Below are 14,982 nucleotides of genomic sequence, written 5' to 3'. Positions count from 1 at the left end.
ACCGTTTAGTCTTCCAACGGCCCCAGCCACGCGTTGGCTATGGTGTTGTGGGCAGATTCGTCGTCGGAGGGGTGGAACATCCCGGCCAGCACGTCCCGGTAGAGCCGTTCCAGTTCCGCGCCCCTGAAATAGCTTGATCCCCCGCTGACCCGGATGGCCAGGTCCACCACGCGGCGGGCGGTTTCGGTGGCGTTCACCTTCAATCCCACCAGTTTGGGAAACCACTGGCTTCCGTGATCAACCAGGGCGTCGACGTCGGCAGTGACGGTCCTGAGCTGCGGGTACAGGACGTCCATGGCCATGGCGGCCTCTGCCACCTTCCAGCGGATGTCGGGGTCCTGCGCGTAGCTTCGCCCGCCGTTTTTGAAGGAGGTACGCCGTTTCACGTTATCCACTCCCACGGCCAGGGCGCGTTCTCCGAGGCCCGTGTAGACGGCGGCCAGGAGGCTCTCGAAGCAGGCGAAGATCGCGAAGATCAGGGGGTCGGCGTTGGGGCCGACCGGCAGCTTGCGGAAGATGCGGTCGGCTGGGGCTTTCACGGCTTCCAGGACCGTCGTGGCGGACTGGCTGGCCCGCATGCCCAGGGTGTCCCAGTCGTCCAGGATCCGGTAGCCGGGAGTTTCCCTGGTGATGAATCCGTGGACCAGTTCCCCGGCACCGTCCCGGGCTGCAGCGTCTTTCCCGAAGATGCCCAGCCGGGTCCAGGCCGGCGAGAGGCTGGTGAAAATCTTTGTACCGGTGTAGGAGTAGCCGCCATCCTGTTCCGGTGTGGCAGTGGTCCGTGAGTCGAAGAGGACCGAGTCGTTCCCGGCTTCCGAGTTGCCGAAGGCGAAGACCTCGCCCCGGGCAGCTTCCTTGAGGACAAAATCGAGCGAGTTGTCGCCCCGCGCCGCCAGTACGTGCGCGACGCCGGTCCAGACGAGGTGCATGTTGACGGCCAAAGCGGTGGCCGGGGCAGCCGTTGCCAGCCTGCGCTGGCACTGCGCCGCCGCTTCAAGCCCAAGCCCGGCACCGCCGTCGGACGCTGGTACGAAAAGCTTCAAGTAGCCTGCCGCTGCCAACTCCTCCAGGTCTTCATGGAAGAAGGCGTTATCACGGTCATATCCGGCGGCGCGGCTGCGGATGCGCTGCAGGAGCTCATCAGGCAGGAGTTCCTCGGGGCTCACGGTAAGCTCCTCTCAGTAGTTGGTGAGCAGGGTGTTCAGCACCCGGGCACCGAACTTCAGGGAATCCGCCGGGACGCGCTCGTCCACCCCGTGGAACATGCCCGTGAAGTCCAGCTCGTCCGGCAGCATGAGGGGCGCAAACCCGTAGCCGGTGATCCCCAGGCGGCTGAGCGACTTGTTGTCTGTACCGCCGGAGAGCGTGTAGGGCAGCACCTTGGCACCGGGATCCTCCTTGTGGAGAGCGTCGATCATCGAGTCCACAAGGTTGCCGGCGAACGGGACTTCAAGCGAGACGTCGTTGTGGACGTAGCTGACGTCCACGCCGTTGCCGGCGAGTTCGCGCACGATTTCGAGGACCTGCTGCTCCTGGCCCGGGAGGGTCCGGCAGTCAACCAGGGCTTCGGCGGACTCGGGAATGACGTTGTGCTTGTAGCCGCCCTTGAGGAGCGTGGGATTCGTGGTGTTCTGCAGGGTCGCGCCGACAAACCGGGCCACCGTACCCAACTGGTTGAGCAGCAGGTCGGGGTTGTCGGCGTCGAACTCCACTCCAGTGAGTTCCGTCACCCCGTCAAGGAACTGCCGGGTGGTGGGAGTGAGCTCGATGGGCCACTTGTATTCGCCAATCCGGGTCACGGCAGCGGCCAGCCGGGTCACGGCATTGTCGGTGTTGATCTGCGAACCGTGGTAAGCCCGTCCGTGCGCTACGAGCCGGAGCCAGGAGATGCCCTTTTCCGCCGTCTGCAGCAGGTAGGTCCGCTGGCCGCCGATGGTGGCCGAGAAGCCCCCCACCTCCGAGATGGCTTCGGCGGCGCCCTCGAAAAGTTCGGGCCGGTTGTCGACGGCGTAGCGGGCGCCATAGACGCCGCCGGCCTCCTCATCCGCGAAGAAAGCGAAGATGATGTCCCGTTTGGGCTTCCTGCCCTCCCTGGCAAAACTCCTCAGCACCGAAAGGATCATGGCGTCCATGTCCTTCATGTCGACGGCGCCGCGTCCCCAAATGAGGCCATCTTTCAGTTCTGCCCCGAACGGGTCCACGGACCACTGGTCCCGGAGCGCCGGAACGACGTCCAGGTGGCCATGGACCACCAGCGCACTGGCCGAGGGGTCCTCCCCTGCCATCCTGGTGACTACGTTCGCGCGGCCGGGCGCTGACTCGAAGATCTCGGCGTCCAGCCCCACTTCCTCGATGAGCCCCGCGGCATACTCTGCCGCCGCCCGCTCCCCCGGCCCCGATCCGTCGCCGTAGTTGGAAGTGTCGATCCGGATGAGTTCCTGGCAGATCCGGACAACTTCATCCTCGGGCAGGACGTCAGGCATTGGTGGCTCCTTGGTAGGGAATGACTGGGTGGCACGAGCTGAATCGCTGCCCTCAGCCTACCTACTTGGCCCGATTCGTTGTTCCCGGAAAGTTCGTGTTAGAGTTTTTCTCGCTGCTTCGGAGAGGCGCGAAACGCTGAAAGGCGGAGACGCTTCCCGAATTACCACCTGCGCGGGTGGCGGAATGGCAGACGCGCTAGCTTGAGGTGCTAGTCCTCGAAAGGGGGTGGGGGTTCAAGTCCCCCTCCGCGCACAATGGGAAGCCCCGGAACATCATTGATGTTCCGGGGCTTTCTTGTGTCTCCAACCGCGTCGTGACCAGAATCCAACCGTGGTCCCGTTCCTGATCCTTTACTGGAGCGGAGCATCGAACCGGACGTCTCCAGCAACATGGTTTCGCCTTGGTTTTCGTTAGGGTGAGAGCTACGCGTGCGGCAGCAAAATGCTTTCTCACCCGAAGCCAGGGGTGACGGCCCCTATGGACCGCACGCATCAGAGTTCGCAGCCCGCACTTCACGCGGGCCCTCGGGACGGAAGCAGGGGGAATGACGACCGGCACCCGGAACACCAGGGACGGTCAGGTCCCCAAGTACTTCTACGCCACAGGTGGCCGGGGCAGGGAAACGGTCATCTACGCCTACACCCATGAGGAGTGGGGACTTGGTGGGTCACTGCCCAGCGGGGGCAACTACCAGGCAAGAACATTCACCGCTCTGGCCATTGTCGCCCTCATCGCAACCGTCCCGGCGATCCTCGCTCCACTCTTCATCCTGGTCAGCATCTACGGGATCATCACTTCCTTCCCTGACCTGGGCGACATGGGCAAGGGACTGATCTGGTTCGTCGTATCCATCGTCTGCACGGCCCTGTTCACAGGTGGCTGGCTGCTGACTCTCCGCGCCCTTCGGGGCGAGCTTAAGACCCGAAAGCGCCGCAAGGACAGGGGCCTGCCCAAGCCAAGGTACGGTGTCACCGACGACCAGGCCCGCCGCTGGTTTGAGGACCATCCGGGAACTCTGGAGATCACCCGGGAGAACTTCCCGTTCAGCACCTGCCCGTTCCCGGGCGAACCCCACTACCTGCCCAGCCACGAGAAACGAGCCTGACAATGGTTTACGACCGGGAACGGTTTGCGCGCGAGGACGCCGTCTACGCCGAACACAAGAGGGCGGTCGCCGCCGGAGAGAAGCGCGTGCTCCGCAAGACCAGCACGGGCGGGCTGCACAGCTACCCGGCCGATGAGATCGGGTTCACGCCCGGGGGCGGACAGGCCCAGGTCAGCACCTGGTGGGGCATGGGAATCCTGATGGTCGTCATGGTTCTCATCCTGGCCACCGGCGTGTGGCTCTTCCAGCGTCCTCTCTGGGAGGGGAGCGGTCCGGAGTGGGGTGCCCTGTGGCTGATCGGCTTCGGAGGGCTCCTAACGCTCTACACGTTCAACCTCGCCCGTGACGAGTACCGGGCCACCCAGCTGCGCAAACTCCGCGGTTCCCCGAAGCCGAGCTCCAGCGGCAGCGTCGACATCAACCTCCTGGAACTCGGCCAGAACCGCCGGGACCAGCCCGGCACGTCCCGTTAGGATTCGGCCCGTGTTCAACCAGGACAAGCAGTTCCGCAGGCCCGACGGAACGCCCTATGACCCCAGCAGCTTCAACATCCGCCAATTCGAGGAGCATTACGGTCCGGGCGGTGTACCGGAGGTATGGTCGATGGCAGTGATGTCCGCCTTCGCGTTCAGGACCGCCGTGAAGCGCAGCCGCTGGCTTCGCGAACGGGAAAAGACGAACGGACAGGGGAACTGATGGAGTACCTCTACGGCTTCCTTGCCGTCATTCTTGCCATGGTGGTGCTGCGGCTGCTGAACGCCCACTGGCAGCGCAAGCATTGGCGTACCCGGCCGCCCAGGCACCGGGGCAAGGCGCAATCACAACGAGGCCGGGTCTACAAGAACCCGCCGCCCACGAACCACAACGCCGACCCGTACAGCGGTTGGCCCTAGGCGCCAGTAGCGACAGGCACGTATCGCCATCCGTAGTCCACAGCCGGGGCCAATTCGGCGAGCGCCGCAAGCGCCAGGCAGATGGCCCAAAGCGAGCCTGATTTCCTGCCTCATCAGCACAACGGTGGACAGCGCGGGCCGACTCGCTCATTCGCGTATCCACACCTGGTGCCGTGGGATGCGCAATCAGCCCGGTAGCCTAGGGGCAGCCGCGCCAGACCCGGCATCGTCCCACGTCAACGCGGGTTTTATGTCCTGGCATGGACTATTTGTCACCAAGGCGCCATGCTGCGCCTTCCAGGAAGAAGGACCCGTGAAGAGGACCAGGCCACTATCACTCGCCTTGGCGGTGAGCGCAGTCGCGGGCAGTGCCTTCCTTGGCACCGGCAGTGCCCAGGCTGGATCCCAGGAGAACAACCCCTGCCAGCGGCTGTCTGCGGGACAGGTGAAGTACAACAGCTTCGGTGCAAACCGGGTGACGTTCGCTACCGCCACGGGCCGTGAATCCAACGTCGTCACCATCACCGGGTGCGTTCGTTCCGGCAATGGCTACGTCCAGGAATGGCAGGACTGGGGCTACGCAGGGCTAAAAGGCTTCGCTCCGCCAGGACTGACCTGGGAGGACACATTCAAGTCACCGACCGGTTCGTACAGCGTCACCGAGGCATTGGGCCGCTCCAACCCGGGCACAGCCCTTGCCTACCACACGGTCAACGCAAACTCCCGCTGGGGCGGTGAGTACGGGCCTACCTACAACCAGTACTTCGAAGGCAGCGGCGGTCCCTCTGACGAGAACCTCTACACCTACATGAATCAGGGGTATTACGAACAGGCGGCGGTCATCAACTACAACCGCCGGCCGGACATGAATACCGTGCAGGGGGCCTCCTACGCAATCTTCCTGCACGCCGGTCGCACTACTTCCGCCGGCTGCCTGTCCACCAGCCTTGAGACGGTCAACAGGTTCCTGCGCAGCAGCCGCCCCGGCGATCGAATCATCATGGGTGCAGTCGATGACATCTTCACCCCGTATTCAGCGGATCCCTTTGGCGCCATCACGCAGAAATACAGCCAGGGCGGAGGGCCAGCTTGGCAGCCCGGTCTCCAACGAGGTGGGCGGACTGAGGGACGGTGGCGCCTTCCAGAACTACCAGGGAGGAGCCATCATCTGGTCTCCCCTCTCCGGAGCCCATTTCTCGTGGGGAGCCACCCGCGGCAAGTGGGCCTCCCTCGGTTATGAAAACGGCCCCCTCGGCTACCCGGTCACTGACGAAGTTGGAGGCCTGCGTGGCGGGGGTGTCTACCAGGTGTACCAGGGCGGCGTCATCATGTTTTCCCCCGCCAGCGGAGCGTACCTTTCGTCTTTCGGGCCAATTCGGGACAAGTGGGCAGAAACCGGCTTTGAAAACGGTGCTTTGGGATACCCCGTCAGTGACGTCATCACCGGCCTCAAGGACGGCGGCTCCTACCAGGCGTACCAGTATGGAGCGATCTTCTCCTCACCCGCTGCGGGAACGCACGCCGTCACAGCTGGCATCTACGGCAAGTGGCGCTCCCAGGGAGCTGAAGGTGGCCCATTGGGATACCCAACAACCGATGAGTTCCGTGGGCTCCGCAATGGCGGCTCCTGGCAGGGCTTCCAGGGCGGGGCGATCATGTTTTCCCCAGCGTCCGGAGCTGCAGTCAGCGCCGGCCCGATCCGTGATAAATGGGCCTCCACGGGTTTCGAGTGGGGCAGCCTGGGCTACCCGGTCACCGATGTGATCACCGGGCTAAAGGAAGGAGGTGCCTTCCAGAACTACCAGGGAGGCTCCATCCTGTGGACCCCGGCAAACGGCGGCATCATCTCCGTGGGAGCCATCCGCAACGTCTGGGCCGGACAGAACTTCGAGCACGGTGTCCTCGGCTACCCCACCACGGATGAGTACGGCACGTCAGGAGGCGGTGTTGCCCAGAACTACCAGGGCGGAGTCATCTACTTCGTGCCCAACGTCGGAACCTACGCGGTATCCGGTGCCATCTTCACAAAGCATGAGGCAATGGGCCGCTCACTCGGCGCTGCCGTCAGCCCCCAGGTGGCCATCAAGAACGGTGGCCTTTACCAGAACTTCCAGAACGGCTCCATCCTCTGGTCCCCTGCGACCGGCGCGCACGTGTCCATTGGTGCAACCCGCGGAGCCTGGGCCCAGGCCGGATACGAGAACGGGTTCCTCGGCTACCCAACGAGTGATGAAATCCCGGTCAGCGGTGGTGTCAAACAGACCTACCAGGGTGGATCCATCTACTGGACCGCAGCCCTCGGGGCCTTCTCCATGCCGTCAGAGTTCAGCACCAAATTCGATGCTGTGAACGGTTTAACCACCTTGGGGTTTCCCGGAACCAACCGGGTGACCGGGCTGAAGGACGGTGGCTCCTTCATCAACTTCCAGAAGGGCGCCCTGATCTCCAGCCCGGCCACCGGAGTTCGCCTCTCCGTCGGCAAGACCCGCGACGCCTGGGCAGGGACCGGTTTCGAGTGGGGCAGGCTTGGTTACCCGACCACGGACAACTACGTGACGGCAGACGGCAGCACCGTCCAGGATTTCCAGGGCGGACGGATCACCGTTCCCAAGGACGGCGCGGCCAGGATCGACTACGGCCCCTCCTGAACCCCGTCACGGGGATGCGATCCCTGTGCGCTTAGGCGGTAATTGTCAGCGGCCTTGTCCTTGCAGCGCACGACACCCGGCTGAAACCTTCCGCATGGCGAATACGGTTATTCGTCCCGGTATCGTCACACCAATCCACGCCGAAAGGGTAGGCCTCAACGCTGGCCTCCCCCGGCGCTGCCGTCAGCGGCACCTCAAACTGGTAAGAAAACCCGCCGGCGTCGTTCATCGCGGCAGTCGTGCTGATGAAGGCGTGACCGGCGGCATCGGTGACCGAGACGTAAATCCGGGCGTTCTGTCCGTACCGGGGATTGCAGTCAGCGTCGGCCGCGTGCACTGTGACGGCGTCACCCGGTTTCGCGACGGCCGGGTTCACGGCATAGCTTGGAGGCAAACAGGGCGGCTCTCCTTGCCAGGACCCGCCGCAGGCGGATGAAAGACACGACACAAGCACACCGGCCGTGGCCATCACTGCCACGCCTTTCCGCGACGTATCGGCTCGGTGAGCCCGGAACCCCATGGCCTAATTACGCGCAGGGTCGCGGGAACTACGTCGTTTCCGGACTGCATCGTCGCCCTGCCATCAAGCCAGGCGTGCCTTCACGATCTCGCTGACGGCTTTGCCGTCGAAGCGTCCGCCGATTTTGGGGGTTACGGACTTCATGACCGCACCCATGGAACGCATTGTCAGCGCGGTTCCCCCGGCTCCCATGTCCGCGATGACCCCGTCGATGATCGCTTCGGCTTCCTCGCGGGTCAGGGCCTTGGGCAGGTAGGCCTCGATGACCTCAGCCTCGGCGATTTCGGCCTGTGCCCGGTCATCGTGCCCGGCGGCGGAATAGGTGGCGGCGGTGTCACGGCGCTTGGCGGCCTCTTTCTGCAGCAACGCCGTGACCTGAAGGTCATCAAGCTCAACCGGGGTCTTTCCTGATTTCTCCCGGGTTTCGATCTCACCAAGGACGTTGCGCACCGTGGTGAGGGCGACCTTGTTGCCGGCTTTCATGTGGGCGACGACGTCGCCCTTCAGCTTTTCCTTCAATGACATGTTTTGCCTCATTCTTACGGGTTTGGAAGCGGCCTGGGACAAGCCTATTCCCACCTGGCCGGACCGCTGCCGCATCGCGGCTTGTTTCCCCCGCCCCGGGAGGACAGACAGTTTGCGCGCGGCCATAGGCTAGTTTGGAATCCGCAGTGGCCTGGTCCCCCGGGCCCCGAAAGGAGCACCGAGTGGACAGCACGGTTGGCAAGTGGTTCCTGAATGGGGCCGAGCGCGGAAACCCGGCTTCCTTGATCCACGCCGGCGGTGCAGAATCACCACCCTGGTCGGAAGGCAACCTGGTCACGCCCCTGGTGCATGGGGCTGCCTACTTCTCCAGGCTGCACGCGGAGTTGTCCGCCCTGAAGGCTGGAGACCGGGTATGGTTCACCGACTGGCGCGGCGACGGTGATGAGCAGTTGGAACCCGGTGGTACGACGATTGGCGGGTTGCTCGCGGAACTGGCCCGGTCCGGCGTCGAAGTACGCGGCCTTGTCTGGAGGTCACACGGCGAGCGGGTGTCAGCCCCCATCAGTGGACGCTCAAACGAGCTCCTCAGCCGCCAGATCAACGACTCCGGCGGGGAGGCGCTGTTGGATCAGCGCGTCCGTCTCTTCGGTTCCCACCATCAGAAACTGGTGGTCATCCGCCGCCGTGACGACCCCTCCCGCGACGTAGCCTTCGTAGGGGGAATCGACCTTTCACACAGCCGCCGCGATGACGCTTACCATGCGGGAGACCCGCAGGCAGTGAAGATGGATTCCCGCTACGGGCAGCGGCCTCCCTGGCACGATGCCGCCCTTGAACTGCGCGGTCCCATAGTTGCCGATGTGCTTGCCGTGTTCGCAGAACGATGGAACGACCCCCACCCGCTGGACCGCAGAACCCCATACCGAATGCTGTTGCAGCGCCTGGCCCGCATGCCGAGGCACCCTAAACCGTTGCCGGAGGCCGCTCCGCCCCTCCACCGGTACCCACACGCCGTTCAACTGCTGCGCACCTACGGTGTGAAGCACCCGCCATTCCCGTTCGCCCCCAATGGAGAACGAAGCATAGCCAGGGCGTACGCAAAGGCCTTCGCCCAGGCCCGCTCGCTCATCTACATCGAGGACCAGTACCTGTGGTCAACAGAGGTCGCCGCCGGCATTGCAGAGGCCCTAAAACGCAACCGCAGGCTCAACGTCATCATCGTGGTGCCCCGGTACCCGGACTCTGACGGCTTCCTTGGCGGACCGCCCAGGCGCCTGGGGCAACTGCGTGCCATCGGAATGCTTCGCCGGGCCGCACCGGACCGGGTGGGGGTGTTCGACCTGGAGAACAGTGAGGGGACGCCGATTTATGTCCACGCCAAGATCTGCATCATCGACGACACCTGGTTCACCTGCGGGTCGGACAACTTCAACCGCCGGTCCTGGACAACCGACAGCGAGCTCACCTGTGCAGTAATCGACACATCGGCTGGTGGGACGCCCGGCGATAACAAGGGCGCACCAGGGACCCACCCGCTCGCGAGGATGCTGCGGCTCCAGCTCTGGGCCGAGCATCTGGGCCTTGACCAGGACGACCCGCGGCTCCTTGCGGACGGGGGCGAACTGGAGCTGTGGAACAGCGCAGCCGATGGCCTGGACCAGTGGCACCGCACCGGCCGTTCCGAACCCCGCCCGGCCGGGCAGGTGCGTCACCACACACCCCAGCCCGTACCGCCGTTCCACCGCCTGTGGGCCGATCCCGTTTACCGGTTCATTGTGGACCCGGATGGACGGCCGCGCCCGCTGCGTGGCACGTCCCGGTTCTAGGAAGGCGGAAACAATACATTGGGGGAAAAATGAAGTTGATACAGTACGCGGTTCTCTCGGTAGTGCTGGCGGTAAGCCTGACCGGCTGCACTGATTCCAGCCCCATGCGTGGACCGGAGCAGGGAAGCCCCACGGCGGAAACTGCTCCCGGTGTTACCCCTCTGCGGGGCCTGTGACGTTGAGGGGGCAGTTCCAGTCCCAGGGAGCAGTCACGACGGGAACGGTGGCGATCCACATCACCCAAGCCGGCGCTGTCCTGCAGCTGGAGAACCTTGCAACCGGCGCCGGCGACGATCTCCGCCTGATGCTGAGCCCGGGCACGCTGGTCCCAGGGACGGGCGGCGGCGCCGGACTGTCATCGGCCAGGCTGATCGAACTGGGGCCGCTCACGGGGGCCAGCCAGCGGGTGGAAATGGACGCCGCCAGATGGGCCGCCCTGCGGGAACCTATCCGCAGCGTGGTGATCTATGACTACGCCGGGAAGACCGCCTTGGGCACCGCCAACCTGCAGGAAGACTGAATGCCGGTGGACCGGGCGCTGCCCGCAAGCGGCGCTTTCGGTAGGTTGGAGCGGTAAGGGCATCCGCAACCGGACATGGGAGACAACGTGAAAGCAATCGTGTACGAGGAAACTGGGCCCGCATCCGTGCTGAAGCTCCAGGACAAGCCATTGGCGGAGCCAGGAGCGGGAGAGGTCCGCGTCCGGGTGGTGGTGTCCGGAGTGAATCCCACCGACTGGAAGTCGCGGTCCGGAAGCGGAAGCAGGAAGCTGGACGCCCCGAAGGTTCCAAACCAGGACGGAGCCGGAGTCATCGACCAGCTGGGCGCCGGAGTGGCCGGCTTCACCGTGGGCGACCGCGTCTGGCTGTGGGACGTCGCCTGGGGCGGCAACGAAGGTACCGCCCAGGAATACGTGGTGGTGCCGAACCACAAAGCAGTGGCCCTTCCCGACGCCGAGTCCTTCGACACCGGCGCCTCGTTGGGGATCCCGGCCCTGACGGCGCACCGGGCCCTGACCTCGAACGAGGACGGGCCGGCTCTCCCCCGGTGCCCTGGCGGGGCGAACCGTCCTGGTCACGGGAGGCGCCGGAGCCGTAGGCCATGCGGCCATCCAGCTCGCACGATGGGCCGGTGCCGCCGTCATCACGACCGTCAGCGGGGACCGCAAAGCTGAGCTTGCCCGCGGTGCCGGCGCCGGAACGGTTATCAACTACCGGACGGACGACGTTGTCGACGCCGTCCACCAAGTGGCCACGGACGGCGTCGACATCATTGTGGACGTCAACGCGCCCGCCAACATCGAAACGGACCTGGAGATCCTCAAACCGGGCGGAACCATCTCCATCTACGCGGCGAACCCCGGAGAATCACTCACGCTCCCCATCCGCGAAAGCATGACCAAGAACGTCCGGTACCAGTTCATCCTCACCTACACAGTCACCGACGAACAGAAGCAGCGCGCCGTGGCCGCCGTGGCCGAAGCGCTCGCCGCCGGCGCGCTCCGGGTGGGTGAAGAACACGGGCTGCCACTGACGCGCTTCCCGCTGGAGCAGACTCCTGCAGCCCACGATGCGGTGGAACAGGAGACCATTGGAAAGGTGCTTATCGACGTCGCGACGGCCACCTGAGGCCTTACCGCGAATTACCGGGACAGGCGGTCCCTGGCTGCGTGCTCAACCAGGACCGGTATGAACGCCCTGACCCTGCCCGTGTCCAGGAGGCTGTGTTCCTGCTGCACCACGTCCTCAATGTGCTCCCTGGACAGGGCGGGAAACTTCGCCGCGAGCCTGTCCACCACATCGCCCAGCGCCCGCAACTCTTCGCTTACTCCCATTGGGGAAGTGTCAGGGATCCAGCCAACCCCGTCAAGACTTGACTAACGGGGGCCGGGACGTGGAGCGCGCGCCCACCACAGGACAGCGTACGACGGCGGGCGGCCGGCTGCGCACGGAGGGTTTGGGCAGATGCTCCACACCGACGCACCCGCGATAGTCCCGCCGTCGTCAGTGCGGGTGGAGCCTCCGGGACCGCGGGTGCCGGTTCCGTCCCTGGGCGTGCGTCCCTGCCGCCACCGGACGGTACTCAATCCGCCGCTTCTCCGTCCGGATGTCGCGCCGCTCCTGCCGCCGCGCCTTCCTTTCCGGCCGGTCGATGGCGGACAGGATGGTCAGCGTCACGGTGACCCATAGGAACGCCGTCCCCAACACCAAGGCGATCTCCAGCTCAGTGCTCATGCACTCAATTTTAGGCCCGCGGCGCAGGTTCCAACCCCTGCAGACCCACAGCATCGACGCGTAAACCCACAGGGTTCAGAACAAGCCCAGTCCTTTGACAGCAGCTATAACATCGGAGACCTGGACAGCGAGCAGGGCAGGGTCCGGCTGGGCCGCGAAGGTGTCCCCACGCCGCAGTTCGGCCCGGGTCAGGACAACATGGGGTCCCGGCGGTGGACCCCAGATCTCGGGTGGGGCCGGACCAAAGAGCACCACGGATGGGGTGCCGTAAGCAGATGCCAGGTGCGCGGCCCCGGTGTCGGCCGAGACCACCAGGCGGGCGGCGGCGATCGTGGCAGCGAACTCCGCCAGGCCCAATACCCCGGCCAGTACGGCAGTGCCGGGCAGTCCTGCAAGGCGGCACACTTCCTCCGCGCGGTCCCTCTCGGAAGGGCCTCCCGTGAAGACCACCTGGTGTCCGGCTTCCGTCAGTGCAGTCGCCACCGCGGCAAACCGCTCCGCCGGCCACAGCCTGCTGCCGTAGGCGGCTCCCACATGCAGGACTGTTGCACCGGGGACGGGACTGGGGACGTGCGGTGTGTTCAACTGCACATCCAGCGGATCGGCTTCTACTCCATGCCATTCGAGGAGCCGGACCCAGCGCTCGCGCTCGTGCAGTTCCGGCCGCCACGGCGGCCCGTCCCGGTAAGCGCTTCGATGGCCCAGGGTCTGGCGGGCCTTAAGCGCCTCGATCCTCCCTTGGCTCTCCGGGCCGCTGCCGTGCAGATTGATGGCCACGTCCACCACGCCCGGATCCATCGCCAGCGGCTCGTCAAGACCGTGCGTGGGCAGCAGCTCGTAGCCACCCACCAGTCCCAGGGCCTCTGACAACCACCCCTGCGCGGCGTAGCGCAGCCGGTGCCCGGGAAACGCGCGTTGGATGCCTTTCAACGCCGGTACGGCCACCAGCAGGTCGCCCAGCTTCAAGGCGCGCAGGACCAAAAGCTCGGGTTTGCCGTCTGCGGGTATCGGAGCACCTGCCTCCTCCGCCATAACCGGGCCGCTCATGCGTTCTGCTTCGGGAACGTGGTGGCAGTGAGGCTGCGGACGTCCTCGTAGACTTCCGTGACACCTATACCGGCCACCACTGAGTCGTCGTGGACGCAGCGCGGTGCTGTCCAGCCAACCTGGGTGACGTCGATGCCGCATGTGGCGCAGGCCGTGACCCATGAGGCGTGGACGCGGTGAAGGCTCCGCCCCAGCGCCCCGGCATTAATCACGTTGCCTGCCCAGAAGATGCCGACAGTCGGCACACCAAGGGCCTGCGCCAGGTGCCTTGGTCCGCTGTCATTTGCCACCACAACGCCGGCTTCCGCCAGCAGCGCCACCAGGCCTGCCATCTCCAGTTCGCCTGCCGCGGAATGAACTGCTGAGGAGGCCGCCCGGGAGGCAATCTCCGCTGCCAGCTCCTGTTCACTGGAATCGCCGACGATGACCACCCGCGAACCATCAGCCGCGCAGGCAGCAGCAAGTTCCGCGAATTTGGCTGCGGGCCAACGACGGCGGGGGTCGGTGGCGCCGGGGTGGATCACTACGAGCGGCTGGGCGCGGTCGCCGCTGCCGGCTTGGGAGGTTGCTGCCAGCGGGGAGGGTGCAAGCCGCGCCTCCAGGTCCACGGGGAAGGCGCCCGCGAAGCCGGCCACCTCCAAAGCCCTGAGGGGTTCGTGCTGGTAGTAGAGGTAAGGGACGGTGCGCTCAAGGCTTGCGGCGTCGGCCGTCCGGGTCCCTACCGTGTGGCGCGCCCCCAGCCTCAGCAGGAAGGGGTTCGAGTATCGTCCGCCGCCGTGGAGCTGGACGGCCACATCAAAGTGGCGCCCGCGCATGTCAGCAAAGAAGCGGTCCAGTTTGCCGGCATTTTCCTCCCCGGGCCGTACGCCTTCCGCGAACGGCAGGACAACTACCTCATCCACCGGGCTTTCCACCGCTCCGAGCAGAGCCTTGTGAATCGGCGTGCCCAACAAGGTGATCCTCGATGCAGGATAGGCCGCCTTCAACGCAGCCATTGCCGGAATCGCGAAGATCAGGTCCCCCAGGCCGCCTCCGCGCAGGACAACGATCCTGGACACATCATCAAACTTTTCCAGCACGGGACCGACGCCCACCCCGATTTGTTCGGCACCGCCAAACTCTGCACTGAGTTGCTCCACAAACTGCCCCTTCCGTCACCGGGAGGGAACAGGCCCGGCTGTCCCTCCACTGCCCATGCAGCCGCACAGCGGTTTAAAACCCGCGGCCGCTCCTTTGATCCTTTACCCAATCGGCAGTGGATCTACGCTCCCTGTTGGGGAATACCGGCTTGATGCTGTACGTTTCATACCCGACAGCCAATCAAAGAAAAGAGAAGCACCCAAAGTGGCAACCGATTACGATGAACTGCGTTCCGACGTCAAGGAATCGCAGGACAACTCACTCGAGCAGCTCCAGTCAGCAAATGCTCCCGACGCCCGCAGTGTTGTGCAGGAGTTGGACGAGGCTGACGGGCTGGACGGCGCCGGGGTCCCTGGTGGCGAATTCGTCGCTGAGGAGCTCGTAGTCCAGGTCATCCCCCAGGCTGAGGATGAATTCACCTGCTATTCCTGCTTCCTGGTCCGCCACCGGTCCCAGATTGCCCGGCAAAAAGACGGCCACAGCTACTGCACCGAGTGCGAAGGCTAGTCAAGAAGCTTTCCGAGGGGCAGGTTCGGCCGGTCCCGCCCGAAAGGCACGCCGCATCAGGCGTGCCTTTCGGCTTTAAGCGCTAAACCGGC

At 65.0% G+C, this 14,982-nt stretch carries 18 protein-coding genes, 1 tRNA gene and 1 pseudogene; 12 read left to right on the top strand and 8 right to left on the bottom strand.

Annotated features, from left to right (window positions below; all coding sequences use genetic code 11):
* Positions 1-5: 5 nt before the first annotated feature.
* Complete coding sequence (locus tag NMQ03_RS10935) at positions 6-1,166, bottom strand: acyl-CoA dehydrogenase family protein (RefSeq protein ID WP_255172237.1); 1,161 nt, start codon at positions 1,164-1,166, stop codon at positions 6-8.
* A 12-nt stretch (positions 1,167-1,178) separates the two neighbouring features.
* The gene (locus NMQ03_RS10930) at positions 1,179-2,483 is read right to left on the bottom strand and encodes a M20/M25/M40 family metallo-hydrolase (RefSeq protein WP_255172236.1); all 1,305 of its coding nucleotides are present in this window, start codon (positions 2,481-2,483) and stop codon (positions 1,179-1,181) included.
* A gap of 170 nt (positions 2,484-2,653) precedes the next feature.
* On the opposite strand from NMQ03_RS10930, the gene NMQ03_RS10925 reads away from it, so the two are divergent.
* The 7 genes from NMQ03_RS10925 to NMQ03_RS10895 all read left to right on the top strand — a co-directional run bounded on the left by NMQ03_RS10925 (position 2,654) and on the right by NMQ03_RS10895 (position 7,130).
* Positions 2,654-2,736, top strand: a tRNA-Leu gene (locus NMQ03_RS10925).
* A 292-nt stretch (positions 2,737-3,028) separates the two neighbouring features.
* A complete protein-coding gene (locus NMQ03_RS10920) occupies positions 3,029-3,589 on the top strand; it encodes a hypothetical protein (RefSeq protein ID WP_255172235.1) in 561 nt (186 codons plus the stop codon).
* Positions 3,590-3,591: 2 nt separating this feature from the next.
* Positions 3,592-4,062, top strand: coding sequence for a hypothetical protein (locus NMQ03_RS10915; RefSeq protein ID WP_255172234.1), 471 nt, complete (start codon positions 3,592-3,594; stop codon positions 4,060-4,062).
* Positions 4,063-4,072: 10 nt separating this feature from the next.
* Positions 4,073-4,285, top strand: coding sequence for a hypothetical protein (locus NMQ03_RS10910; RefSeq protein ID WP_255172233.1), 213 nt, complete (start codon positions 4,073-4,075; stop codon positions 4,283-4,285).
* Positions 4,285-4,482 carry a hypothetical protein gene (locus NMQ03_RS10905; RefSeq protein WP_255172232.1) on the top strand — a complete coding sequence of 66 codons (198 nt, stop codon included), beginning with the start codon at positions 4,285-4,287 and terminating at the stop codon, positions 4,480-4,482. The genes NMQ03_RS10910 and NMQ03_RS10905 overlap by 1 nt, the downstream gene beginning before the upstream one ends.
* A 349-nt stretch (positions 4,483-4,831) precedes the next feature.
* On the top strand, positions 4,832-5,722 hold the full coding sequence (locus NMQ03_RS10900) for a hypothetical protein (RefSeq protein ID WP_255172231.1): 891 nt from the start codon (positions 4,832-4,834) through the stop codon (positions 5,720-5,722).
* Entirely contained in the window at positions 5,604-7,130 is a 1,527-nt protein-coding gene (locus tag NMQ03_RS10895; protein WP_255175587.1) for a hypothetical protein, read from the top strand. Before NMQ03_RS10900 ends, NMQ03_RS10895 begins: the two co-directional genes overlap by 119 nt.
* A gap of 31 nt (positions 7,131-7,161) precedes the next feature.
* Here the strand turns inward: NMQ03_RS10895 and NMQ03_RS10890 are convergent, their stop codons facing one another.
* Positions 7,162-7,506: a hypothetical protein gene (locus tag NMQ03_RS10890; protein WP_255172230.1), complete on the bottom strand. Its 345-nt coding sequence runs from the start codon at positions 7,504-7,506 to the stop codon at positions 7,162-7,164.
* Between the two features lie 207 nt (positions 7,507-7,713).
* Positions 7,714-8,175 (bottom strand): GatB/YqeY domain-containing protein, encoded by a 462-nt coding sequence (locus NMQ03_RS10885; RefSeq protein ID WP_255172229.1) that lies wholly within the window; start codon positions 8,173-8,175, stop codon positions 7,714-7,716.
* A 182-nt stretch (positions 8,176-8,357) separates the two neighbouring features.
* On the opposite strand from NMQ03_RS10885, the gene NMQ03_RS10880 reads away from it, so the two are divergent.
* The 4 genes and pseudogenes from NMQ03_RS10880 (at position 8,358) to NMQ03_RS10865 (ending at position 11,590) form a co-directional block, all read left to right on the top strand.
* Complete coding sequence (locus NMQ03_RS10880; protein ID WP_255172228.1) at positions 8,358-9,962, top strand: phospholipase D-like domain-containing protein; 1,605 nt, start codon at positions 8,358-8,360, stop codon at positions 9,960-9,962.
* Between the two features lie 29 nt (positions 9,963-9,991).
* A complete protein-coding gene (locus NMQ03_RS10875; protein ID WP_255172227.1) occupies positions 9,992-10,138 on the top strand; it encodes a hypothetical protein in 147 nt (48 codons plus the stop codon).
* Between the two features lie 47 nt (positions 10,139-10,185).
* Complete coding sequence (locus tag NMQ03_RS10870) at positions 10,186-10,482, top strand: DM13 domain-containing protein (RefSeq protein WP_255172226.1); 297 nt, start codon at positions 10,186-10,188, stop codon at positions 10,480-10,482.
* 87 nt (positions 10,483-10,569) lie between these two features.
* Positions 10,570-11,590 (top strand): annotated as a pseudogene (locus NMQ03_RS10865) (NADPH:quinone reductase).
* 14 nt (positions 11,591-11,604) lie between these two features.
* Here the strand turns inward: NMQ03_RS10865 and NMQ03_RS10860 are convergent.
* The 4 genes from NMQ03_RS10860 to NMQ03_RS10845 form a co-directional block, all read right to left on the bottom strand.
* Positions 11,605-11,796 carry a three-helix bundle dimerization domain-containing protein gene (locus tag NMQ03_RS10860; protein ID WP_142133845.1) on the bottom strand — a complete coding sequence of 64 codons (192 nt, stop codon included), beginning with the start codon at positions 11,794-11,796 and terminating at the stop codon, positions 11,605-11,607.
* Positions 11,797-11,965: 169 nt separating this feature from the next.
* Positions 11,966-12,196 carry a hypothetical protein gene (locus NMQ03_RS10855; protein WP_255172225.1) on the bottom strand — a complete coding sequence of 77 codons (231 nt, stop codon included), beginning with the start codon at positions 12,194-12,196 and terminating at the stop codon, positions 11,966-11,968.
* A gap of 75 nt (positions 12,197-12,271) precedes the next feature.
* Positions 12,272-13,243, bottom strand: coding sequence for a glycosyltransferase family 9 protein (locus NMQ03_RS10850; protein ID WP_255172224.1), 972 nt, complete (start codon positions 13,241-13,243; stop codon positions 12,272-12,274).
* Entirely contained in the window at positions 13,240-14,382 is a 1,143-nt protein-coding gene (locus NMQ03_RS10845) for a glycosyltransferase family 9 protein (RefSeq protein WP_255172223.1), read from the bottom strand. Before NMQ03_RS10845 ends, NMQ03_RS10850 begins: the two co-directional genes overlap by 4 nt.
* Before the next feature lie 205 nt (positions 14,383-14,587).
* Here NMQ03_RS10845 and NMQ03_RS10840 point away from each other — a divergent pair, with 205 nt between their 5' ends.
* A complete protein-coding gene (locus NMQ03_RS10840) occupies positions 14,588-14,890 on the top strand; it encodes a DUF4193 domain-containing protein (RefSeq protein ID WP_018761323.1) in 303 nt (100 codons plus the stop codon).
* Positions 14,891-14,982 lie beyond the last annotated feature (92 nt).

The organism is Arthrobacter sp. DNA4 (assembly GCF_024362385.1).
GTDB lineage: Bacteria > Actinomycetota > Actinomycetes > Actinomycetales > Micrococcaceae > Arthrobacter.
The sequence above is the reverse complement of the archived record's forward strand: the minus strand, read 5'-3'. Positions and strand labels throughout refer to the sequence as shown.

Bases quoted from the DNA above. Each gene is read 5' to 3' on its own strand.
- NMQ03_RS10885 (WP_255172229.1), bottom strand. From the start codon at position 8,175: ATGTCATTGAAGGAAAAGCTGAAGGGCGACGTCGTCGCCCACATGAAA.
- NMQ03_RS10860 (WP_142133845.1), bottom strand. From the start codon at position 11,796: ATGGGAGTAAGCGAAGAGTTGCGGGCGCTGGGCGATGTGGTGGACAGG.
- NMQ03_RS10875 (WP_255172227.1), top strand. From the start codon at position 9,992: ATGAAGTTGATACAGTACGCGGTTCTCTCGGTAGTGCTGGCGGTAAGC.
- NMQ03_RS10930 (WP_255172236.1), bottom strand. From the start codon at position 2,483: ATGCCTGACGTCCTGCCCGAGGATGAAGTTGTCCGGATCTGCCAGGAA.
- NMQ03_RS10905 (WP_255172232.1), top strand. From the start codon at position 4,285: ATGGAGTACCTCTACGGCTTCCTTGCCGTCATTCTTGCCATGGTGGTG.
- NMQ03_RS10915 (WP_255172234.1), top strand. From the start codon at position 3,592: ATGGTTTACGACCGGGAACGGTTTGCGCGCGAGGACGCCGTCTACGCC.
- NMQ03_RS10855 (WP_255172225.1), bottom strand. From the start codon at position 12,196: ATGAGCACTGAGCTGGAGATCGCCTTGGTGTTGGGGACGGCGTTCCTA.
- NMQ03_RS10920 (WP_255172235.1), top strand. From the start codon at position 3,029: ATGACGACCGGCACCCGGAACACCAGGGACGGTCAGGTCCCCAAGTAC.
- NMQ03_RS10850 (WP_255172224.1), bottom strand. From the start codon at position 13,243: ATGAGCGGCCCGGTTATGGCGGAGGAGGCAGGTGCTCCGATACCCGCA.